The sequence below is a fragment of the Streptomyces sp. NPDC088915 genome (genome assembly GCF_044749825.1).
Lineage (GTDB): Bacteria > Actinomycetota > Actinomycetes > Streptomycetales > Streptomycetaceae > Streptomyces.
On sequence record NZ_JBIVIR010000002.1, the window covers coordinates 183806 to 205745 of the forward strand.

19 protein-coding genes and 1 tRNA gene are annotated in these 21940 nt (G+C 73.1%); 7 read left to right on the forward strand and 13 right to left on the reverse strand.

The window, feature by feature from the left end:
- Nucleotides 1-24 precede the first annotated feature (24 nt).
- The gene (locus ACIP5O_RS04470) at nt 25-1176 is read right to left on the reverse strand and encodes a hypothetical protein (RefSeq protein ID WP_401288490.1); all 1152 of its coding nucleotides are present in this window, start codon (nt 1174-1176) and stop codon (nt 25-27) included.
- Entirely contained in the window at nt 1109-1969 is an 861-nt protein-coding gene (locus tag ACIP5O_RS04475; protein WP_401288492.1) for a phosphatase PAP2 family protein, read from the reverse strand. The genes ACIP5O_RS04470 and ACIP5O_RS04475 overlap by 68 nt, the downstream gene beginning before the upstream one ends.
- Nucleotides 1970-2113: 144 nt before the next feature.
- Between ACIP5O_RS04475 and ACIP5O_RS04480 the strand changes: the two genes are divergently transcribed.
- Nucleotides 2114-2710, forward strand: coding sequence for a histidine phosphatase family protein (locus ACIP5O_RS04480; protein ID WP_401288495.1), 597 nt, complete (start codon nt 2114-2116; stop codon nt 2708-2710).
- Between the two features lie 23 nt (nt 2711-2733).
- Here the strand turns inward: ACIP5O_RS04480 and ACIP5O_RS04485 are convergent, their stop codons facing one another.
- On the reverse strand, nt 2734-4032 hold the full coding sequence (locus tag ACIP5O_RS04485) for a tetratricopeptide repeat protein (RefSeq protein WP_401288497.1): 1299 nt from the start codon (nt 4030-4032) through the stop codon (nt 2734-2736).
- A gap of 224 nt (nt 4033-4256) precedes the next feature.
- Here ACIP5O_RS04485 and ACIP5O_RS04490 point away from each other — a divergent pair, with 224 nt between their 5' ends.
- Both ACIP5O_RS04490 and ACIP5O_RS04495 read left to right on the forward strand, forming a co-directional pair.
- Nucleotides 4257-4700 carry a hypothetical protein gene (locus tag ACIP5O_RS04490; RefSeq protein WP_401288500.1) on the forward strand — a complete coding sequence of 148 codons (444 nt, stop codon included), beginning with the start codon at nt 4257-4259 and terminating at the stop codon, nt 4698-4700.
- Between the two features lie 148 nt (nt 4701-4848).
- Complete coding sequence (locus ACIP5O_RS04495; protein ID WP_401288503.1) at nt 4849-5712, forward strand: spermidine synthase; 864 nt, start codon at nt 4849-4851, stop codon at nt 5710-5712.
- A 20-nt stretch (nt 5713-5732) separates the two neighbouring features.
- Here the strand turns inward: ACIP5O_RS04495 and ACIP5O_RS04500 are convergent, their stop codons facing one another.
- On the reverse strand, nt 5733-6368 hold the full coding sequence (locus ACIP5O_RS04500) for a hypothetical protein (RefSeq protein WP_401288506.1): 636 nt from the start codon (nt 6366-6368) through the stop codon (nt 5733-5735).
- 87 nt (nt 6369-6455) lie between these two features.
- Here ACIP5O_RS04500 and ACIP5O_RS04505 point away from each other — a divergent pair, with 87 nt between their 5' ends.
- The 3 genes from ACIP5O_RS04505 (at nt 6456) to ACIP5O_RS04515 (ending at nt 10283) form a co-directional block, all read left to right on the forward strand.
- Nucleotides 6456-7157 carry a response regulator transcription factor gene (locus ACIP5O_RS04505; RefSeq protein ID WP_030210276.1) on the forward strand — a complete coding sequence of 234 codons (702 nt, stop codon included), beginning with the start codon at nt 6456-6458 and terminating at the stop codon, nt 7155-7157.
- Nucleotides 7154-8575, forward strand: a complete 1422-nt coding sequence (locus ACIP5O_RS04510) for a sensor histidine kinase (protein ID WP_401288509.1) — start codon at nt 7154-7156, stop codon at nt 8573-8575. The genes ACIP5O_RS04505 and ACIP5O_RS04510 overlap by 4 nt, the downstream gene beginning before the upstream one ends.
- A gap of 193 nt (nt 8576-8768) precedes the next feature.
- Nucleotides 8769-10283: a cellulose binding domain-containing protein gene (locus ACIP5O_RS04515; RefSeq protein ID WP_401288512.1), complete on the forward strand. Its 1515-nt coding sequence runs from the start codon at nt 8769-8771 to the stop codon at nt 10281-10283.
- An 86-nt stretch (nt 10284-10369) separates the two neighbouring features.
- On the opposite strand, the gene ACIP5O_RS04520 is transcribed toward ACIP5O_RS04515, so the two are convergent.
- The 7 genes from ACIP5O_RS04520 to ACIP5O_RS04550 form a co-directional block, all read right to left on the reverse strand.
- Nucleotides 10370-12019, reverse strand: coding sequence for a bifunctional aspartate transaminase/aspartate 4-decarboxylase (locus ACIP5O_RS04520; RefSeq protein ID WP_401288514.1), 1650 nt, complete (start codon nt 12017-12019; stop codon nt 10370-10372).
- 30 nt (nt 12020-12049) lie between these two features.
- Nucleotides 12050-13753: an aspartate-alanine antiporter gene (gene aspT, locus ACIP5O_RS04525; RefSeq protein ID WP_401288517.1), complete on the reverse strand. Its 1704-nt coding sequence runs from the start codon at nt 13751-13753 to the stop codon at nt 12050-12052.
- Between the two features lie 9 nt (nt 13754-13762).
- Nucleotides 13763-15445: an aspartate-alanine antiporter gene (aspT, locus tag ACIP5O_RS04530; protein ID WP_401288519.1), complete on the reverse strand. Its 1683-nt coding sequence runs from the start codon at nt 15443-15445 to the stop codon at nt 13763-13765.
- A 188-nt stretch (nt 15446-15633) separates the two neighbouring features.
- Nucleotides 15634-15706 (reverse strand) — tRNA-His (locus ACIP5O_RS04535).
- Nucleotides 15707-15823: 117 nt separating this feature from the next.
- On the reverse strand, nt 15824-16426 hold the full coding sequence (gene orn, locus ACIP5O_RS04540; RefSeq protein ID WP_125667717.1) for an oligoribonuclease: 603 nt from the start codon (nt 16424-16426) through the stop codon (nt 15824-15826).
- A 124-nt stretch (nt 16427-16550) separates the two neighbouring features.
- Entirely contained in the window at nt 16551-17717 is a 1167-nt protein-coding gene (locus ACIP5O_RS04545; RefSeq protein WP_401288522.1) for a helix-turn-helix domain-containing protein, read from the reverse strand.
- 423 nt (nt 17718-18140) lie between these two features.
- Entirely contained in the window at nt 18141-18503 is a 363-nt protein-coding gene (locus ACIP5O_RS04550) for a hypothetical protein (RefSeq protein WP_401288525.1), read from the reverse strand.
- Nucleotides 18504-18901: 398 nt separating this feature from the next.
- Between ACIP5O_RS04550 and ACIP5O_RS04555 the strand changes: the two genes are divergently transcribed.
- Nucleotides 18902-19423 (forward strand): universal stress protein, encoded by a 522-nt coding sequence (locus ACIP5O_RS04555; protein WP_030210300.1) that lies wholly within the window; start codon nt 18902-18904, stop codon nt 19421-19423.
- A gap of 280 nt (nt 19424-19703) precedes the next feature.
- Here ACIP5O_RS04555 and glmS read toward each other — a convergent pair whose 3' ends face one another.
- Both glmS and ACIP5O_RS04565 read right to left on the reverse strand, forming a co-directional pair.
- Complete coding sequence (gene glmS, locus ACIP5O_RS04560) at nt 19704-21521, reverse strand: glutamine--fructose-6-phosphate transaminase (isomerizing) (RefSeq protein WP_125665301.1); 1818 nt, start codon at nt 21519-21521, stop codon at nt 19704-19706.
- 70 nt (nt 21522-21591) lie between these two features.
- On the reverse strand, nt 21592-21867 hold the full coding sequence (locus ACIP5O_RS04565; RefSeq protein WP_356540894.1) for a hypothetical protein: 276 nt from the start codon (nt 21865-21867) through the stop codon (nt 21592-21594).
- Nucleotides 21868-21940: the final 73 nt, after the last annotated feature.

A 21940-nucleotide genomic window follows, 5' to 3' on the forward strand; every position in this document is an offset into this window, starting at 1 on the left:
GGGGCGGGGTGCGGGAAAGGGACGTCAGCAGGGGCATTCGACGTGCTCCCGGGGAGTGCGGGCGGGGGCCGACGCCAGCGCCTCCTCGCGCAGCGCCCGCGCCCGCCGCAGGGCCGCCACCGCCGGGTCGTCCGGGTCGCCCGCCTCGCCGCGCGCCGCCGCCAGGACCGCGCCGACCGTCGTCAGACCGCCCAGCTCGCCCCGTACCGAACGGCCCAGGGTCTCCACCGCGCCCGTCTCCCGCGACCGCGCCCGGCAGTGGAAGGCCAGCTCGCAGGCGGCCAGGCACTCCGGCGCGTACTGGTGGGGCACGGACTCCACGGAGGCCGTCAGCTCCTCCGGCGAGCGCTCGGCCACGTCGAAGCTGACGCCCTCCGGCAGCGCCTGCGCGATCTCGTCGATCCGGGTGAGCCGACCGAGCTGACGCCGGGTCACCGCCCGCTGCTTGCGCACGTCGACGACCGAGGCCGTCGGCACGTTCGAGAAGTCCTTCGGGCATACGAGGAGCACCGAGTGCGCCACCCGCGCGCCCTCCGTGACCGCCGCCACCCGCTCCAGGGCCAGCACGTAGACGGCGGCCTGGCGGGCCGCCGCGCCCACCTTCGCCGCGTCGGCCGAACCGTCGACCGTCGGGAAGGACTTGATCTCGACCACCGTCCACCCGCCGTCGGGCCGGACCACCACCGCGTCCGGCTCCAGGTGGACCGGCGAGCCCGCCACCTCCAGGGCGAGCAGCGGATGGTCGAGCAGCGTCCACCCGCCGGACCCGGTCGCCTCCCGCAGCGCGAGCGCCGTGCGCGCCACCCGCCCCTCGGGCCCGGCCGCCGCCAGGTCGGGCACGGACACCTCGCCGGGCTCCTCCACCCCCAGCAGCCGCAGCAGTTCGCGACCGCCGTCCGCCTTCACCTTCGCCTCGAAGGAGTTGCCCCGCACGATCGCGAACTGCGACTGCCCGAAGGGGGCCGGAGAGCCGAGCTTCGCGGCGAGCGCGGACTTGTCGACCCCGGCACCGTCGAGCAGGGCCCGGCGCCGGCAGCCGGGGTTGGCGGCGAGCGCCGCGAGCGCCCGCGCGTCCAGCGGACGCGGTGCGACCCCCGGTCCGCGCAGCTCAGCGAGCAGGTGTCGACGTGTCGTCTGCGGCGGTCGCGACGGACCGCTGTCCGGGGATGTGCTCACCCGCGAAAGTCTCGCATCCCCCACTGACAACCGGAGGGGCTTCCCCCGTTCCCGCCGTCCGGGCCGTCGTCCCGCGCAGCCGGTCGACCACCCGCAGCGCGCGCGGCGCGAGCAGGAACCCGGCCCCCATCACCGCCGCCCCCGCGACCGCGTCGAGCAGGTAGTGGTTGGCCGTGCCCATCACCACCACCGTCGTGAGCAGCGGATACGCCACCCCGAGCGCCTTCGTGACCGGAGTCCGCCCGTACCGCCACAGCATCACCCCGCACCACAGCGCCCACCCCACGTGCAGACTGGGCATCGCCGCGTACTGGTTGGTCATCCCGCCCAGGCCGCGCGGCGCGCTGGCCTCGCCGCCCCACCAGCCGTACGCGCTGAAGTGGGCCATCGTGTCGGTGAATCCGTGCGCCGCGTCGAGCAGCCGGGGCGGGCAGGTCGGCAGCAGCGTGAAGCCGACGAGCCCGAGCAGGGTGGCGGTCATCAGCCACGCGCGGGCCGCCCGGTAGTGCGCGGGCCGCCGTCGGAACAGCCACACCAGGACCGCCGGGGTGACGAGGTAGTGCAGCGAGGCGTACGCGAAGTCCGCCGGGATCCCGAGCGCGGGGACGTCCGTGAACAGCCGGTTCAGGGGACGCTCGGCGTCGATCCCCAGCAGGCCCTCCAGGCGCAGGACCGCGAGCCCGTGGCCGACGGCCGCGGCCTCGTCGCCCCGCACGAGCAGCCGCCCGCCGGTGTAGGCCGCGTACACGACGCCGATCAGCGACAGCTCGGCCCACCAGCGTGGCTCGCGCATGGACAAGGTCCCTCCCGTAAGGCGTACGGCCCGGGGGAGGGGACGCCGGGCGGCACCCGGAGGTTGCCCGCGTGTCGCCCCGGATTCGGGTGGGCGATGATGGAGGGAGCACGCCCGCACCGCGAAACTCTGGAGAGCCCTCCCATGGCACCGCGCATCCTGCTCGCCCGGCACGGTCAGACCGAGTGGTCGCTCCTCGGCCGGCACACCGGCAGGACCGACATCCCGCTGCTCGAAGAGGGGCGGCGCGGCGCGAAGCTGCTCGGCGAGCGCCTGCACCGCGGCCCCTGGCAGGGACTGCCCGGCGTGGAGGTGCGCACCAGCCCCCTGGTCCGGGCGAGCGAGACCTGCGCCCTCGCCGGCTTCGGCGACCGGGCCGAGCCGTGGGACGCCCTGATGGAGTGGGACTACGGGGCGTACGAGGGCCTCACCCCGCCCCAGATCAAGGAGCGGCAGGCCGACTGGTTCATCTGGCGCGACGGCGTCCCGGACGGCGAGACGCTGGCCCAGCTGTCGGACCGCGCCGACGGGATCGTGGAGTGGGCCCGCTCCGCCGACCGCGACGTCCTGGTCTTCGCCCACGGGCACATCCTGCGCTCCATCGGCGCCCGCTGGCTCGGCGAGGACGTGTCCTTCGCCGCCCGCATCCGCCTCGACCCGACGAGCCTCTCGGTCCTGGGCTGGGCGTACGACGCCCCGGCGATCGAGCGCTGGAACGACACCGGGCACCTGGAGCAGTAACCCCCCGCACCTCAGCCCGTGCTTCAGTGGGCGGCCGCCAGCACCCGGCCCGTCTCCGCGAGGAGTTCGCGGATGCGGGCCGAGGCGATGCCGTCGAGGGAGTCCACCACCCGCCGCGCCTCCGCCGCCGCCTCGTCCGGACGGCCCGCGTGCGCCAGGTCCTTGGCGAGCTGGGCGCGGTAGAGCGCGAGGTTCCGGGCGAAGTGCGGGTTCTGCAGGACCACGGCCCGGTGGGCGTGGCGGACGGCCCGGCCCCGGTCGCCGAGCACCGCCCAGCACTGGGCCTCCTGCGCCTCCCGCTCCGGCTCCCCGAAGAAGGACATCCACTCGGGGTCGTCGTCGCCCGGGCCCCGCTCGAAGGAGGCGTGGGCGCGGCCGAGGGCCTGCTCGCAGGCGGACCGGTCGCCCAGCCCCGCCCACGCGCACGCCTCCCGCAGCGAGAGCAGCGAGAGCAGCCGGGCCGACCCCAGGGGCCGCGCGGCCCGCAGCCCGGCCTGCGCCGCCCGGACCGCCTCCCGGTGGCGGCCGGTGTCCCGGGCCAGGAACGACGTGTTGCAGAAGGCGTGCGCCTCCAGGGCCGCGTTCCCGGAACTCCCTGCCACGCGCGCGGTGGCGAGGGCCTCCGCGTAGTGCGAGCGCGCGTCCTCGTGCCGCCCCGAGTCGTGGGCCAGCCAGCCGACGGAGAGGGAGAGTTCGCCCGCGCCCGCGTGCAGCCGGTCCTCGGTGGAGCGGCGGGCCGTGGTGCCGGCGTCGAGCAGCGCGTACGCGGTACGGAGCGGCTGGGCGGCGACCTTGTAGAGCCCGTCGGCGCCGTGCCGGTCGTCGAGCAGCCGGATCCGCCGCACGGCGTCCTCGACGGCCCGCACCTCGGTCTCGCCGATCCGGTGGGTCCCGCGGGGGCTGGGGATCGCGACGGCGGGTCCGCCGAGTCCCAGCGAGGCGGCCGCCAGGGTGGCGGAGCCGCTCGTCATGAATGCGCGACGCAGCACGTCGCTCTCCTCATCGTTCCGGGTCGTGGAGGCGGCGGGGGACGGCGCCCCGGCCGGGACGGCCTGCCGCCGGCCGCGCACCGCCTCCCGTGCGGAGAACCCCAGGTCGCAGAGGTCGAGTCCGGGGAACATGTGCAGGAAGACCCGCTCGTACGCGTAGTTCGGGCAGCGGATCTCGCCCGCCTCCACGCGCCCGATGTAGCGGGCGTCGCACGCGACCTGTTCGCCGATCTCCCGCGCCGCCCGGCGGACGGCCGCGGCGAACTCCGCCGGCGACTGCTGCCCGCGGAGCCTGCGGAAGGCGAGGTTGGGAACTGCCCGTGACATCGCCATGGCCGAGCCCTCTCCTGGTGCTGCCGGGTGGTCCGGCGGCAGAAACGTACCCGCTGTGACCGAATGCCTACGCAGAGTTTGGCTACAAATCGGATATCTCGCCTGCGATCTGCCATGAACTGCCATCCTTTGCGGCGGGAAACCGCCGTAGCCGTTGACGCGCACGGGCGTTGAACCGTAAGGAGAGACGAAACGTGTCTCCTCATGGAGCGAGGAGGGGTTTCATGTCGGAGATCGGTTCGCAGTCGGCCGCTCGGCCCGCGCCCGCCCCGGGCACCGCCGGGGCCGAGTCCGCCGCCGAAGCCTGGGACCTGGTCACCGTGCCGGTCCGCCAGGGCCTGGAGGCCGTCGACATCCTGCGCCGCGCGGGGGCCCCCGCCGTCGGCCCGGTGGTGCACGACGGCACCTGCGACACCCTGGGCTTCCTGGTGCCGCCCGGCACCGCCGCCGGCTGGGACATGCCGGGCAGCGCCTGTACGCGCACCTCGGGACGCGGCCTCCGCCTCCCCGAGCTGCCGGAGCTGCCGGAACCGGCCGGGGGCGCCCCCCGCCCGGCCGGCTGGCTGCTGCCCCCCGGCGACACCGACCCGGTCACCGACCCCGTCGTCCTGCGCCGGGCGCTCGGCGAGGCGGCCCGGCTCATCGAGGCCGCCGACGGCTGTCACTGAGCCTCTGAGCCTCTGGGCCGCTGAGCCTCTGAGCCGCCGAGTCTCTGAGTCGCTGAGCGGCTGAGTCGCTGAGTCCGCCCGGCGCCCCCGGCCCCGTCCGACGGCCCCGGGCACGCCGGTAGCGGTCCGATCGTCCGATAATGGACCGATGGCCAGGAACAAGCAGCGCGACCGGGCGGCGGCGGCCCCCCTCACCGAGACCGTCGACGGCGGCCTCGCCGAACTCGTACCCGACCGGGAGCGCCCGCGCGCCTGGACGCTGCTCCTCGACGGCGCCCCGCAGTCGCACGTCGACCTGGACGACCCGGCACACCTCTCCTTCGAGTACCAGCGGCGCCTCGGCCACGCCGTGGACCTCGCCGCCCCGCCGAACCGCCCGCTCCAGGCCGTGCACCTCGGCGGCGGCGCCCTCACCCTCGCCCGGTACGTCGCCGCGACCCGGCCCCGCTCCACGCAGCAGGTCGTGGAGCTCGACGGGCCCCTGGTGCGGTTCGTCCGCCGGGAGCTGCCGCTCGACCCCGGCGCCCGCGTACGGGTCCGGACCGCCGACGCCCGCGCCGGCCTCGCCAAGGTCCAGGACGGCTGGGCGGACCTGATCATCGCGGACGTGTTCGGCGGAGCCCGTACCCCCGCCCATCTGACCAGCACCGAGTTCCTCGCCGAGGTGCGGCGGGCGCTGCGGCCCGGCGGCCTCTACGCGGCGAACCTGGCCGACGGCCCGCCGCTGGCCCATCTGCGCGGCCAGATCGCCACGGCCGCCGCCGTCTTCCCCGAACTGGCCCTGACCGCCGACCCGACCGTGCTGCGCGGCCGCCGCTTCGGCAACGCGGTCCTGCTCGCCTCCGACCGGGACCTCCCGGTCGCCGAACTGACCCGCAGGGTCGCCACCGACCCGCACCCGGGCCGGGTCGAACACGGGCGGGCCCTCGCCGACTTCGCCGGGGGAGCGGCCCCGGTCACCGACGCGAGCGCCAAGCCGTCACCGGCCCCGCCCGCGTCCGTCTTCCGCTGATCCGTCGTTCGCCGGGGGAGTCAGGCCGTGCGGTCGTCGATCTCCACGCGGGGCGCGGTGTCGTGCCACACGCAGAAGACCGACAGCTCGCGGCCGTCCCGGGTGAAGGTCACCCGGATCCAGGTCGTCTGCTTCCACACCTGCATCTGCCAGCCGGCGGCGGGCGTCGCGGAGACCAGCTCGGCCGAGGTCTCCCCGAGGTCGAAGGCGACCCGGCCGCCGTCCACGGCGTAGCTCTTCACGTTCGACCCCGACCCCGACCCCGACCCCGAATCCGAACCGGAACCGGAGCCCGGTTCCGCGTCCGAGCCCGTGTCCGGGTCCGCCTTCGGCGGCGGGTTCGCGTGCGAGGAGGTCGCCGCCGTGGGCTCCTGCCGTCGCGTCGGCGTGGCGGACGGGGTGGCCGAGGGCGTGGGGCCGGTCGTCGGCGGGGCGGACGCGGAGGTCCCGTCGGGCCCGGGATACCGGGTCGAGGAGGTCAGCGGGGCGTCGCCGGAGCCGTGCGTCCCGTCCGAGGCCCAGAGCGGCACGGGCAGCGCGCGCGGCGGGTCGTACACGGTTCCGGACAGCACCGTGTGCACTCCCCACCAGGACAGGGTGACCGCCGCGCCGGTGGCGAGTGACCAGGCAAGGGCGTGGACCAGTCCTCTTCGCACCGGCCCATAGTGCACCACCCCCGGCCGTTCCGGATCAGAGGGTGGACATTGTCCGATGATCCGTCCGCATGGCGTACGGTGCCGCCCATGGCAAGTGTGCTCGTGGTCGAGGACGACCAGTTCGTGCGCTCCGCCCTCATCCGGCAGCTCTCCGAAGCGTCCCACACCGTACGGAGCGTCGGCACGGCACTGGAGGCGTTGCGCGAGGTCGCCCATTTCCGTTTCGACGTGGTCATCCTCGACCTCGGACTGCCCGATCTGGACGGGTCCGAGGCGCTCAAGATGCTGCGCGGCATCACCGACGTGCCGGTGATCATCGCGACCGCCCGCGACGACGAGGCCGAGATCGTACGGCTCCTGCACGCCGGCGCCGACGACTACCTCGTGAAGCCCTTCTCGGTCGACCACCTCTCGGCCCGGATGGCCGCCGTCCTGCGCCGCGCCCGCTCCGGCGCCGGCGAGGCCCCGCCCTCGCGGGTCATCCGGGTCGGCGGGCTCACCGTCGACCCGCTGCGCCGACAGGCGGAACTGGACGGCACGCCCCTGGACCTGACCCGGCGCGAGTTCGACCTGCTCGCCTTCCTCGCCGGGCGGCCCGGCGTGGTCGTCCCGCGCAAGGAGCTGCTCGCCGAGGTGTGGCAGCAGTCCTACGGCGACGACCAGACCATCGACGTCCACCTGTCGTGGCTGCGGCGCAAGCTCGGCGAGACGGCCGCCCGCCCCCGCTACCTGCACACCCTGCGCGGAGTGGGCGTGAAGCTGGAACCGCCCGGGGAGCCGCGGCCGTGAGATGGGCGCTCGTCAAGGTGTGCCTCGCCGTCACCGCCATGGTCGTGGTCGCCTTCGCCGTCCCCCTCGGGCTCGTCGTCAAGGAGATGGCCCGCGACCGGGCCTTCTCCAACGCCGAACGGCGGGCCGCCGGGCTCGCCCCCGTCCTCGCCATCACCACCGACCGCGACGAGCTGGACAGGGCCGTCGCCACCACCGAGGACGGGGCCGCCGGCCGGCTCGCCGTCCACGTCCCCGCCGAGGTGCCGGACGGCCCGCCCCTGGAGATCGGCACCCGCCGGGCGGGGCAGGAGGCGCTGACGGCCACCCGCGAGCTCGGCCGGGCCTCCATCACCGAGGTGCCCGGCGGCTTCGCGCTGCTCCAGCCCACCGCGCTCAGCAGCGGCCAGGTCGCGGTCGTCGAACTCTTCGTCCCCGAGGGCGACGTGTCCAACGGCGTCGGCACCGCCTGGCTGGTCCTCGCCGGGGTCGGCGCCGCCCTGATCGTCGGCTCCGTCGCCGTCGCCGACCGCCTCGGCGTCCGCATGGTCCAGCCCGCCCAGCGGCTCGCGGGCGCCGCCCACGACCTGGGCGAGGGGCAGCTCGGCGCCCGGGTCCCCGAGGAGGGGCCGCCGGAGCTCAAGTCCGCCGCCGTCGCCTTCAACTCGATGGCCGACCAGGTCGTCCAACTCCTCGCCAACGAACGGGAGCTGGCCGCCGACCTCTCCCACCGGCTGCGCACCCCGCTGACCGTGCTCCGGCTCAACGCGGCCTCGCTCGGCTCCGGTCCGGCCGCCGAGCAGACCCGCGCGGCCGTCGAACAGCTGGAGCGCGAGGTCGACATCATCATCCGCACGGCCCGGGAGGCGAAGCCGCAGACCCAGGCGACCGGCCCCGGCGCGGGCTGCGACGCCGCCGAAGTGGTGCGCGAGCGGATGGACTTCTGGTCGGCGCTCGCCGAGGACGAGGGGCGCCGGGTGCGGGTCGCGGGCGTCGAGCGCCCGGTCCGCATCCCGGTCGCCCGCCCCGAACTCGTCGCCGCGCTCGATGCCCTCCTCGGCAACGTCTTCCGCCACACCCCGGAGGGCACCGCCTTCTCCATCGACGTCCACAACGGCGACGACGCCGTCATCGTCCTGGTCTCCGACGCGGGCCCCGGCATCGACGACCCGACCGCCGCCCTGGCCCGGGGAAACAGCGGCGCCCGGGACGGCTCCACGGGCCTCGGCCTGGACATCGTGCGGCGCGTGGCGGAGGGCACCGGCGGCGACGTCCGCATCGGCCGCTCGGTCCTCGGCGGTACGGAGGTCCGCGTCTGGATCGGCCTCGGCGGCCGGGCCGGAGCGGGCGGCCCGACCGGCCCGCACGGCCGCCGGGGCCACCGCCCGGCCCGCCGCAGACGCGGGGGCACGGGGACGCGACGGGCGAAGGAAGCCTGACCCCCCGGCAGTTGTCCCTCCCCGGGGAGGGCGCCCCCCGGGAGCCCGGGAAGAACCTTTCCTGGTTCCGATGGGCACCTTAAGCGGACCCTAAGGATCCCCACCCCCGCCCCCGATCCCCCGCTTTGTCCGTTTCCCGCTCGCTAGCGTGCTGCCGCACCCCCACTTCCGCACGCAGAGGCAGGCACGCCACATGGGCACCAGAGCGCACCGGCGCAGGGCGAGTACGAGGACCAAGGTCGTCGGAGCGGTCGTCACGGCGGCCGTCGTCGGCGGCGCGGCCCTCGCGCTCACCGGCACCGCCCAGGCCGCCTCCGTCGGCGCCGCCTACACCCGGACCAGCTCCTGGACCGGCGGCTACACCGGCCAGTACGTCGTCACCAACGAGACGTCCGCCGCCCAGACCGACTGGACCCTGGAGTTCGACCTCCCGGCCGGGACCACCCTCGGCTCCCTCTGGAACGGCGAGCACACCGTCTCCGGCCGGCACGTCACCGTGAAGCCCGCGAGCTGGAACCGGGAGCTGGCGCCGGGCCGGTCCGTCACCGTCGGCTTCGTCACCTCCGCCACGGGCGAGGCGGGCGACCCCGCGAACTGCCTGATCAACAAGGCGTCCTGCTCCGCCGGCGGCCCCGCCCCCACGCCCAGCGGCCGTCCCACCGAGCAGCCCACGGCCACCGCCTCGCCCACCGCGACGGTCAAGCCGACCCCGACCCCGACCGCGCCCGCCACCACGGCCCCCGCGCCGACCCCCACGCGGACGCAGACCCCGGCCCCGACGCCCACCCCGACGGCCTCCACCCCGGCCCCCGTCACCGGCGCGCGGTTCGCCCCGTACGTCGACACCTCGCTCTACCCGGCGTACGACCTGCTCGCGACCGCCGACGCCACCGGCGTGAAGGAGTTCAACCTCGCCTTCATCACCTCCGGCGGCGCCTGCGCCCCGCTGTGGGGCGGAGTCACCGACCTGGCGAACGACAAGGTCGCCGCCCAGATCGGCGCCCTGCGCGCCAAGGGCGGTGACGTCCGCGTCTCCTTCGGCGGCGCCGCCGGTCACGAGCTGGCCCTGAACTGCTCCTCCGCCCCGGCGCTCGCCGCCGCGTACGGCAAGGTCGTCGACCAGTACGGGCTGACCAAGGTCGACTTCGACGTGGAGGGCGCGGCCCTGCCGGACACCGCCGCCAACACCCGGCGCTCGCAGGCGATCGCCCAGCTCCAGAAGTCCCACCCGGGCCTGGACGTCTCCTTCACCCTGCCGGTCATGCCCGAGGGCCTGACCCAGCCGGGCGTGGACCTGCTGGCCGACGCCAAGCGCAACGGGGTCCGCGTCGACGCCGTCAACATCATGGCGATGGACTACGGCCCGGCGTACAGCGCCGACATGGGGACGTACGCGATCCAGGCCGCGACCGCGACCCAGGCCCAGATCAAGGGCGTCCTCGGGCTCTCCGACGCGGCCGCCTGGAAGGCCGTCGCCGTCACCCCGATGATCGGCGTCAACGACGTCACCACCGAGGTCTTCAAGGTGGACGACGCCACCCAGCTGGTCGACTTCGCGAAGTCCAAGGGCCTCGGCTGGCTCTCCATGTGGTCCTCGACCCGCGACAAGCAGTGCCCGGACGGCGCCGTGAACCGCGCCGACGCCACCTGCTCCTCGATCCTCCAGCAGCCGCTGGCCTTCACGAAGGCGTTCGCCGCCTACCGGTAGGCCCTCACGGACCACTGTGCCCCCCACACCGCGCGCCCCGGTCGGCCCCCCTACCTCCGACCGGGGCGCGCCCCTCTTGCCTCTCGTCAGGCCCCCGAGGCCCGCCACTCCTCCGCGTACGCGTCGAAGATCGCCCGCAGGTGGTGGCCGATCTTCAGGTAGTCCAGGTCGTCCAGGTTCGCCAGGGACACCCGGACCGACCACTCCGGGCCGTCGAAGCCGCCGCCGTTGAGCAGCACCACGCCCGTCTGCTGGGCCAGCCGGAACAGCGGGTCCACCGGCTCGTAGTTCTTCTCCAGGAAGTCCGCGAACGGCTTGCCGTGCACCCGCTCGGCCTCCGCTAGCAGGTCCAGCTCGATGTAGTAGGCGGCCCGCTGCGGATCCTCCGAGATCTTCATCCGGGCGCCCTCCAGGAGCAGATCGAGCCGCCGGCCGACGATCCCGCGGATCCGCTCCTTGTACGCCCGCCCCTCCTCCAGCATGTCGAAGAGGGAGAAGAGCACCATCATCACCTGCTGCGGCAGCGAGAGCCCGGCCGTGTGGTTGAGCGCCACCTGGCGCGAGTCCGCCACCATCCGGTCGATGAACCGCATCTTCTCCGGTTCGAGCGTCAGCGTCCCGTACCGCTTGTTCAGCCGCTCCTTCTCCTCCTCCGGCAGCCCGGCCAGCATCGCGTCGATCACGTTGTCGTCGTTCAGGCCGATGACGCCGAGCCGCCAGCCCGTGGCGCCGTAGTGCTTGGAGTACGAGTACACGAGCAGCGTGTTGCGCGGCAGGTCGGCGGCGATCGAGCGGAAGCCCGGCACGAACGTCCCGTACACGTCGTCCGTGACGATCAGCAGGTTCGGGTTCTTCGAGGCGACGATCTCCTTGATCTGGTCGGCGACCCGCCGGCTCAGCGCGAGGGACGGCGGGTTCGACGGGTTCACCAGGCAGACCAGCTTGACGGAGGGGTCCTCCAGCTTGGCGACCTCCTCGGCCGGGTAGCGCCACTGGCGCACCCCGGTCTCGGTGAAGAGGCTCGCCTCGACCGTCACCACGTCGAAGTCGTAGGTGTCCAGCTCGGGGATCTCGATGTACGGCGTGAAGACCGGGACCATCAGCGCGATCCGGTCGCCCTTCTTCAGCAGCCCGTTCTTCATCAGGGAGTCGAAGATGTAGCACATGGCGGCCGTGCCGCCCTCGGTCGCGAACAGCGAGGTGTTCCCGGCCGGCGGCTTCCCGTCGAACATCTCGTCGTCGAGGTAGCCGCGCACGATCCGCTCGGCGTGCGGCAGCATCCGGTCGGGGACCGGGTAGTTGTCGCCGACGGAGCTGTCCGTCAGCTCGTGGAGGAACGAGTCCCGGTCGAAGCCGAAGCGCTCCACCGCGTACGCCACGCTCTTCTCCAGGAGCTCGATCCCCGGCAGGTCGGGGTGCTGCCGGACGAAGGCGTCGAAGCGCTCGCCGGACCCCTTCACCTCGGGCATGCCGCCCAGGTCGTCGGCGGTCCACACGCGGCGGGACTCCGCCAGGGAGAAGTAGCCGAGGGCGTAGAAGGCCTCGCGCGGTCCGGTGGCCACCCAGTTCGGGTTGCCGCGGCCCGCGTTGAGCATCTGGACCTGCGACTTGTCCTTCTGCCCGGGCTGGTCCTCCTGGGCCTCCTTGGCGAGCGAGATGAAGGTGTCCTTGAGTTCGAACGGCGAGAGCTGCGCGAAGGACCTGATCTCCTCGCGGGTGAACGTGGGCTTGGGCACGGCATGTCCTTCCGTACGGGAGGGTTCGCGTCAGTGGTGGAGGATGACGATCACGGCGCCCCAGATGGTCAGCAGGACGTTGCCCACCGCGTAGGGGATCGTGTAGCCGAGGGTCGGGATCTGCGACCGGGACTGTTCGTTGATCGCGCCGATCGCCGCGGTCGTCGTCTGGCCGCCGGCCAGGACGCCCATCAGGATCGGGAAGCGGATCTTCTGGACGTAGTGGCCGACGAGGAAGCCGACGAGCAGCGGGATCACGGTCGCCACCGCGCCCCAGAGCAGCAGCCCCCAGCCGGCCGAGGCCAGGCCGCTGGTGAAGCTCGGCCCGGCGTTGATGCCGACGACCGCGACGAACAGGCACAGGCCCAGGGTGTCCATGAACCACTGGGCGCCGGGCGGGACGTTGCCGTACGTCGGGTACTTGCCGCGGATCCAGCCGAAGACCAGGCCCATGATCAGCGCGCCGCCGGAGGTGGAGAGCGAGATCGGCACGCCGGACACGGTCAGGGCCGGGATGCCGACGCAGCCGCCGAGGAAGACGCCGAGGCCCACCCAGAGCATGTCGGTGGCGAAGGAGGTCGGCACGGGCTTGCCGATCGCCTTCCCCGCCGGGTCCACGAGCCGCTTCGGCCCGGTCAGGACCAGGGTGTCGCCGCGCTCCAGGGTGGTCGAGAGGCGGTACGGGAACTCGGCGCCCGCCCGGTAGACCTTGTCGACGTACACGCCCACCATGAAGGGCTCCCGGCGCAGGTCCGCGATGCTCCTGCCGAGCTGGGCCTTCTCCGAGGCGACCACGTGCAGGGTCTCCGTCCGGTACCCGAGCAGCTCGACGTCGTCCGCCTCGGGCCCGACGTGGGTCAGCGGGTCGAAGTCGACGAGCGAGCCGCGCAGCGCGCTGAGCGCCACGGTGTCGCCCTCGTGGAGCACGGTCCGCTGGTCGTGGTCGAGAATTTTCCCGTCCCGCCGCACCCGGGTGAGGTAGACGCGGCGGCCGAGCGCCTTCTGCTGCTGCTCGAAGTCGTCGATGGTGCGGCCGGCGAGGTCGGGGCGCTCGACGCGGTACGCGCGGAGCACGACCTCGTAGTAGCCCTCGGACAGGTCGGGGTCGTCGCCGGGGGCGTCCAGCTCCTCGGCGAGCCGCGCCGACTCGGCGGCCAGGTCCCGCTTGTACAGCTTGGGCAGGACGTTGGCGAGGAGCAGCGCGCAGAGGATCGTGCCGAGCGGGTACGTGACGGCGTAGCCGATCGCGACCAGGTTCTCCTCGGTCTTCGTCTGCGCGGCGGAGAGCCCCGGCAGGTTGCCGATGGCGTCCTGGGCGACGCCGATGACGGCGGACTGGGTGAGCGCGCCGCCGAGGAGCCCCGCGGAGAGACCGGGGCCGTACCCGAGCATCGCGGCGAAGCCCCAGGAGACGAGGAGGCCCGTCACGCAGACGACGACGGCGTTGACGACCTGCGGCAGGCCGTCCTTCTTCAGGCCCCGGAAGAACTGCGGGCCGACCTTGTAGCCGAGGGCGAAGAGGAACATGGTGAAGAAGAGGTTCTTCACCGTGGCGTCGATCGTCACCTTGAACTGCGCGCCGAGCAGCAGCCCGGCCACCAGGCAGCCGGTGACGGCGCCGAGCGCGAGGGTCCGGTAGCGGAGCTTCCCGAAGAGGAAGCCGAGCGCGACGGTGATGAAGACGAGGAGTTCGGGGTGGGGCTGGAAGACGTTCCGGTTCAGGAAGTCGATCATCGCGCCGCCTCACGCCCCCAGGACGCCGACGAGCAGCGGGCCGGTCAGGGGGAGCAGGAAGTTGGAGAGGGTGTACGTGATCGTGTAGCCGAGCATCGGGACCGAGCTCTGGGCCACCTGGGTGATCGAGGTGATGGCCGGGGTCGAGCACTGCTGGCCCGCGATGGCGCCGATGAGCAGCGGCTTCTCGATCTTCAGCAGCTTGCGGCCGACGACGAGCGAGATCGTCGCGGGCACCAGGACCATCGCGATCCCCGCGAACGGCAGCAGCGCCCCGTACTCCTTGAGCAGCGGCCAGGCCTGCGGGCCCGACACCAGGCCCGTGCAGGCGATGAAGATCGCCAGGCCCATGTCCTTGAGGGTGGAGGCGGCCTGCGGGGGGAAGGCGCCGAAGGTCTGGGTGCGGGACCGGAACCAGCCGAAGAGCAGCCCGGAGATCAGACAGCCGCCGCCGGTGCCGAGCGACAGGGGGACGTCGCCGAACTCGACCACGACCTGGCCGAGCAGCGAGCCGCACACGATGCCGAGGCCCAGGTAGATGAAGTCCGTGGCGTCGTTCCTCACGGTCGCGCCGATCCTGGACGCCAGCTTGCCCAGGCCCGAGCGGGCGCCGACCAGGGTGAGCACGTCACCGCGGTCGACGACAGTCTCGGGGGTGGCGGGCAGGTGCTGGTCGTTGCGCAGCACGTCCGTCACGTACACCCCGCCGGAGGAGAACTCCGGGTGCTCCCTGGAGAGGGTGTCGAGGGACTTGCCGGAGACGCCCTTGTCGGTCAGGGAGACCTGGGTGGTGGCGAGCGGGGTGTCCAGGCCGGGGACGGCCGGCGTCTCGGGGCCGATGACCCGGCCCGCCTCGATGATGTTGGCCCGCCGGCCGACGGCGAGCACCAGGTCGGAGAGGGTGAGCGTGAAGCCGGGCGGGGGAGGGGTGAGCACCTTGCTGCCCCGCTTCACCGCCTCGACGGTGACCCGGCCGCCCAGCGAGCGCTCCAGGTCGGCCACCCCGGTCCCGTCCGCGTGCGTGACCAGGAACGTCCGGCCGACCAGGCCCGGGAGCGCCTCGCGCTCGTCGGACTCCAGGCCGCCGCCCTCGCCGCGCATCCGCTCCCAGAGCTCGCGCGAGGCGTCGCGGAGGTTGATCCGCATCAGCATCGGCATGATCTGGCTGGTGTAGATGACGATGGTGACGAGGCCGAACAGGTAGCAGACGGTGTACGCGGTGGCCACGTGGCCCTGGTACTGGGTGATCTGCTCCTGGGTCAGGTCGCTCAGCTTGGCGATGGACTCGGTGGCCGTGCCGACGACCGCCGACTCGGTGGCCGCGCCGGCGAGGATGCCCGCGGCGGTGCCGACGTCCAGGTCGAAGGCCTCCGCGAGGCCCAGGGCGATGCCGACGACGCAGACGACCTCGATGAGGCAGAGGGCGAAGAAGCGCAGGCTCTTCCTGTTGAGGTTGGCGAAGAACTGCGGCCCCGCCATGTAGCCGAGCGAGAAGATGAAGAGCGCGAAGAAGATCGTCTTCACGTCGTCGGAGACGGTGGCCTTCGTCCAGGCGCCGAGGAGCAGCGAGACGATCAGGGTGCCGCAGATGCCGCCGAGGGTGATGGGGCCGACGCGCAGCTTGCCGACGAGGTAGCCGGCCGCGAGGGAGAGGAAGAGGACGAGTTCGGGATGGTCACGCAGGATTCCCATCCACGCTCACCCCTCCCCCGACGACAGGAGAAAACCTGACGATATAGGACATAAAGGGAAGCTAGCAGGGGGTTCGGGTGCGGGGGGCGCCGCTTGACCCGAACGGAGGAGGGGGCGGGGGCGTCGAGCGCGGACGCACGGAAACGACCGAGGCCCCGGTTCTCGCGAACCGGGGCCTCGGTGCAGAGGGTGAGTAACGGGACTCGAACCCGCGACATCCTGGACCACAACCAGGTGCTCTACCATCTGAGCTATACCCACCATGACCGGCGGTTTCCCCGAAGGTTTCCCCGACCGGCCGAGAAGAAGTCTACAGGGTCCTGGGGGGTGCTCGCGCCCGCGTTTCCCGGAGGGGCGTTCGAGGGCGCGAGCGGGTGGCTATTCCGCGGGGAGCACGTGGCGCGCCGCGATCCGCTTGGCGGTCTCCGAGTCGGGGCCGGGCTGCGGGACGAAGACCGCCTCGCGGTAGTAGCGCAGCTCGGCGATGGACTCGCGGATGTCGGCGAGCGCCCGGTGGTTGCCGTTCTTCTCCGGACTGTTGAAGTACGCCCTCGGGTACCAGCGGCGGGCCAGTTCCTTGACCGAGGAGACATCGACGATCCGGTAGTGCAGGTGGCCCTCCAGGGCGGGCATGTCGCGGGCGAGGAAGCCGCGGTCGGTGGAGACCGAGTTCCCGCACAGCGGCGCCTTGCCGGGCTCCTTGACGTGCTCGCGGACGTAGGCGAGGACCTGGGCCTCGGCGTCGGCGAGCGTGGTGCCGCCCGCCAGCTCGTCGAGCAGCCCCGAGGCCGTATGCATCTGGCGCACGATCTCCGGCATGGTCTCCAGGGCCGCGTCCGGCGGGCGGATCACGATGTCCACGCCGTCGCCGAGCACGTTCAGTTCCGAGTCGGTGACCAGCGCGGCCACCTCGATGAGTGCGTCGTCCGTCAGCGAGAGCCCGGTCATCTCGCAGTCGATCCACACCAAGCGATCGTTCATGCGTCCACCTTAGGGCCTGCCCGGGGGATCGGATCCGGCCCCGGCAGCCCGACGGGCGCCCGGGGGAGGTGTCCCCGGACGCCCGTCGTTCCTGCGTGCGCGGCTTGTGGCCGCGGGTCTTCGGTTACGGCGCGCTGCGCTGGCCCGGAAGGGAGGGGCGCCCGGGAGCGTAGGCGTCGGACTGCGGCTTGCCCGGCTCCGGCGTGACCGGCCGCCGGACGCCGGCCGAGACCTGGGCGGGCACGACCGGGTCGAGCACCGCCGTACCGGCCTCGCCCTGCGGACGCCGGGCGCGGTACGCCGCCCGGTAGGCCGCCGGCGAGGAGCCGAGCTGGCGCCGGAAGTGGCCGCGCAGCGCCACCGGGGAGCGGAAGCCGCACCTGCCCGCCACCTCGTCGACCGAGTAGTCGGAGGTCTCGAGCAGCCGCTGCGCCTGGAGCACCCGCTGGGTGATCAGCCACTGGAGCGGGGCCGAGCCCGTGAGGGAGCGGAACCGGCGGTCGAAGGTCCGCCGTGACATGTACGCGCGCGCCGCGAGGGTCTCCACGTCGAACTGCTCGTGGAGGTGTTCGAGCGCCCAGGCGACGACCTCGGCCAGCGGGTCGGCGCCGATCTCCTCGGGTAAAGACCTGTCGAGGTAGCGCTCCTGACCGCCGCTGCGCCGCGGCGGGACGACGAGCCGGCGCGCCAGGGCGCCCGCGGCCTCCGTGCCGTGGTCGGTCCGCACGATGTGCAGACACAGATCGATTCCGGCCGCGGTGCCGGCGGAGGTCAGCACGTCCCCGTCGTCGACGAAGAGCTCCCGCGGGTCCACGTGGACCGACGGGTAGCGCTTGGCGAGCGTCGGCGCGTACATCCAGTGCGTGGTCGCCGGGCGGCCGTCGAGCAGTCCGGCGGCGGCCAGGACGAACGCCCCGGTGCACAGCCCGACGATCCTGGCCCCCTCCTCGTGTGCGCGGCGCAGCGCGTCGAGCGCCTCCGGCGGCGGCGGCGAGGTGATCGACCGCCAGGCCGGGACGACGACGGTGCCCGCCCGGCCGATGGCCTCCAGGCCGTACGGCGCGGTGAGTTCGAGCCCGCCGGTGGTCCGCAGCGGTCCTTCCTCGCCGGCGCAGACGAGCAGCCGGTAACGTGGCACTCCGGCGTCCTGCCGGTCGATGCCGAACACGGAGAGCGGGATGGAGCTCTCGAAGATGGGGCCGCCGCTGAACAGCAGCACCGCGACGACTTCGCGACGGCGGCGCCCGGACAGTTTCCGTCCGGCCTCCGCTGCGGTGGAGTCCTGGCTCATGACGCTAAGCCCCCCTCGGTGTTCGCGTCTCCCTGGTCGTGTCGCACCTGCACGTTTCCCCTCGGTTTTGCACGAGACCCCAGTCTTCGGTACCCATGATCGAATCTACTGCGTCCCGTGGCGACGGGGAGACAAGTTCTCCATCCGGTGGATTGTCGACAAGGCAACTTGGCGTGAAGCGATCGATGGCGGGCAGGTGCCTCCGGGGTCCCGGGAGGGGTCGGCCGGGGTGACGAACGCCCCGGTACGCGGGGGGTGTGGCCCCCTGCGGCAAGGCTTCCGGGGGTGCCGGGGCCGCGGTTGGCCAATCGTTACGCCAAGGACTCGCCGGGCACCGGAAGTTGGCTGAAAACGTATGGGCTCGGGTGTGCGAGCCTGTCAACTCGAAGGGGGTCCGGACCGGCCCCGGACCCCCTTCCGGAGTCAGCTCCGGCGCCCGCCCCGGGCGGTCTCCGCGCGCAGACCCCGCTCCGAGCGCCGCAGCAGCAGCCGGCAGGCCGCCGTCACCGAGACGAGGCCCAGGGCGGCGCCCGCCGCGCCGGCGAGCGAGGTGCCGTAGACGACGAGCACCACCGGGACCAGGACGCAGCAGAAGGCCGCCCACCGGACGACGTCGCCGGCGGCCTGCTCCCTCTCTCCCGCCCCCGTGTCCGGGACGGCCCGCTCCCCCTTTCCCGCCCCGGCGGCCGCGGGAGGGACGTCCGTACGGCGGTGGGCGCGGGGCGCTGCGAGCGTCGGGGTGGGGGTGACGGGGGACCGGCGGTCGGCGGTCGGCGGTACGGGCACGGGTGCTCTCCCTGCGACGGCGGGACGGTGGGGGGCGGACCTGTGGCAACGAGGAACGGAACGTTCCGGTCACTCCGGGTGGCGCCCGTTCGGCCCCGTGGGCCCGCCCGGTCCGACCTCCTGGGCCCGCACCGCCCGGCCCCCGGACGGACACCTGTAGGACACAACCGGCATTGCCAGATCCCGAACCGCTCGTGCATGCTCCCTGGAACGCCGCGCGCGAGCGGTGTGCCCGCCGGGTCCGCGGCCGTGGGCCCTGGGCAGGAGAGGAGTGCCGCCGTACCCTTGGGGGTATGGGCTTGGGAAGATGATTCCCGGACACAGCTCCGCCGCCACCCGTCGTTCCTCTCCCCCTTCTCCCGTCCCTTCCCACGAGGACCCTCTTCGCCGAGACACCGATGGCCGGTCACGAATTCCCCGAACCCGCGGACCGCAAGCGCGTCGCCGACTCCACGGTCGACCCCCTCGCGGTCGAACAGCCACGTCACGCCTGCGACCCGGCCTTCCGGCACGGGGTCGTCGTCGGCTTCGACGGCTCCACGTCCAGTGAGCGCGCCCTCGCGTACGCCATCGGCATGGCCCGCCGCTCCGGCTCGGGCCTGATCATCGTGCACGTGGCCAACCGGCTGCCCACCACGGTGTGGGCCGGCTGCGAGCCCCCCGTCTTCGTCGACGTGCCGGACCACCGCACCGAGGTCCTCGGCCTGGAGCTGGCCTGCGCCGAGCACCTCGCCGAGGTGCCCTGGATCCTGGTCGAGCGCGGCGGCGACATCTGTCACGAGCTGGAGGAGGTCGGCCGGGAGTACTCGGCCGACGCGATCGTGGTCGGTTCCACGCACGGGATCGTCGGGCGGATCTTCGGCTCGGTGGCCGGCCGCCTCGCGCGCCGCGCCCAGCGGCCCGTCGTCGTCATCCCGTAGCCCTCGCCCGGCTGCCCCTCCGGGCTCCCGCTTCCCCGGGCGCTCCCTCGACTGCCGTCATCCGGCCATGATTTCGGCCTTCCTCGGGTGAACCGTGTGCTGGTGAAGGCGGGATGAGGGCCGCGGAACACAGCGGCTCGCGCGGCACGACCGCGCGACGGAAAGTGCGACGGTCCCCGTGCACGGGAGGTGTGTGCACGGGGACCGTCGCGTGTCAGGTCGGGCGGCGCCGGGGGACAGGCCCGGCGGCGGGTCCGGGGGACAGGCCCGGAATCCGCTGCTACTCGACCGTGACGGACTTGGCCAGGTTGCGCGGCTTGTCGATGTCGCGGCCCATGGCGAGGGCGGTGTGGTACGCGAAGAGCTGGAGCGGGATGCCCATGAGGATCGGGTCCAGCTCGTCCTCGTTCTTCGGGACCACGATCGTGTGGTCGGCCTTCTCCTGCGGCTGGTGCGCGACCGCGAGGATGCGGCCGCTGCGGGCCTTGATCTCCTCCAGGGCGGCGCGGTTCTTCTCCAGCAGGTCGTCGTCGGGGACGATCGCGACCGTCGGCAGGGCCGGCTCGATGAGGGCCAGCGGGCCGTGCTTCAGCTCGGAGGCCGGGTAGGCCTCGGCGTGGATGTAGGAGATCTCCTTGAGCTTGAGGGAGGCCTCCAGGGCGACCGGGTAGCCGCGCACGCGCCCGATGAACATCATCGACTGGGCGCCCGCGTACTCCTCGGCGAGGCGCTTGATCTCGTCCTCGCCCTTGAGGATCTCCTCGATCTGGGCGGGGAGGCGGCGCAGGCCCTCGATGATCCGCTTGCCGTCGGTGACGGACAGGTCGCGGATGCGGCCGAGGTGCAGGGCGAGCAGCGCGAAGGCGGTCACCGTGTTGGTGAAGCACTTGGTGGAGACGACGCAGACCTCGGGGCCCGCGTGGACGTACACGCCGCCGTCGGCCTCGCGGGCGATGGCGGAGCCGACCACGTTGACGACGCCGAGGACGCGGGCGCCCTTCCGCTTGAGCTCCTGGACGGCGGCGAGCACGTCGTAGGTCTCGCCGGACTGGGAGACGGCGATGTAGAGGGTGTCGGGGTCCACGACCGGGTTGCGGTAGCGGAACTCCGAGGCCGGCTCGGCGTCGGCGGGGATGCGGGCCATGGACTCGATGAGCCCGGCGCCGATGAGCCCGGCGTGGTACGAGGTGCCGCAGCCGAGGATCTTGATGCGGCGGATGGTGCGGGCCTCGCGCGGGTCCAGGTTCAGGCCGCCCAGGTGCACGGTGGAGAAGCGGTCGTCGATCCGGCCGCGCAGGACGCGGTCGACCGCGTCGGGCTGCTCGGAGATCTCCTTGTGCATGAAGGTGTCGTGGCCGCCCATGTCGTAGGAGGCGGCCTCCCACTCGACGGTCTCCGGGGTGGCGGTGGTGGTCGCGCCGGAGGTCGTGTAGGTGCGGAAGTCGTCGGCCTTGAGGGTGGCCATCTCGCCGTCGTCGAGGGTGACGACCTGGCGGGTGTGGGCGATCAGGGCGGCGACGTCGGAGGCGACGAGCATCTCCTTCTCGCCGATGCCGAGGATGACCGGGGAGCCGTTGCGGGCCACCACGATGCGGTCGTTGAAGTCGGCGTGCATCACGGCGATGCCGTAGGTGCCCTCGATGACCTTGAGCGCCTCGCGGACCTTCTCCTCCAGCGTCTCGGCCTCGGAGCGCGCGATGAGGTGGGTGATGACCTCGGTGTCCGTCTCGGAGGCGAAGACGACGCCGTCGGCCTCCAGCTTGGCGCGCAGCTCGGCGGCGTTGTCCACGATGCCGTTGTGGACGACGGCGACCTTGTTCTCGGGGTCCAGGTGCGGGTGCGAGTTGACGTCGCTCGGCGCGCCGTGGGTGGCCCAGCGGGTGTGGGCGATGCCGGTGGTGCCGGTGAAGCGCTTGGGGACGCGGGCCTCCAGGTCGCGGACCCGGCCCTTGGCCTTCACCATCTTCAGGCCGGAGGCCTTCGGGCTGGTGACGACCATGCCGGCGGAGTCGTATCCGCGGTACTCCAGGCGCTGCAGGCCTTCGAGCAGCAGCGGTGCCACGTCGCGCTTACCGATGTAACCGACAATTCCGCACATAAAGGTGAAACCCCTCCAGGTCAGTGGATGTACTCGGCCGTTCGGGCCGTCCTTCGCGAGCCGGGGAGGCTCAGCCGTACACGATCCGGCGCAGCTGCCGGAGCGAGAGCTCCGGCGGGGCCACGGCCCGGTGCGGCAGCTCCGCCGCGATCCGTTCGAAGATCTCGGCGTTCACGGCCCCGCCGGACTGCAGTTCGCGGTGGCGGCGGCGGACGAAGTCCTCGGTCGGCTCGTCGAAGTACGCCAGCACGTCGAGCACCACCCGGGCGGCCTCACCGCGCTGGAGCGCGGTGCTGCGGACCAGATGGTCGATGAGGTCGTCGTGCGACGGACGGCGTTCGAGCACCCGTGCATACTGCGGGGTGATTCCGTCCTCGTGCAAGAATCCTGCCCGAAATCGGGCAGGGATCACTGCTTTC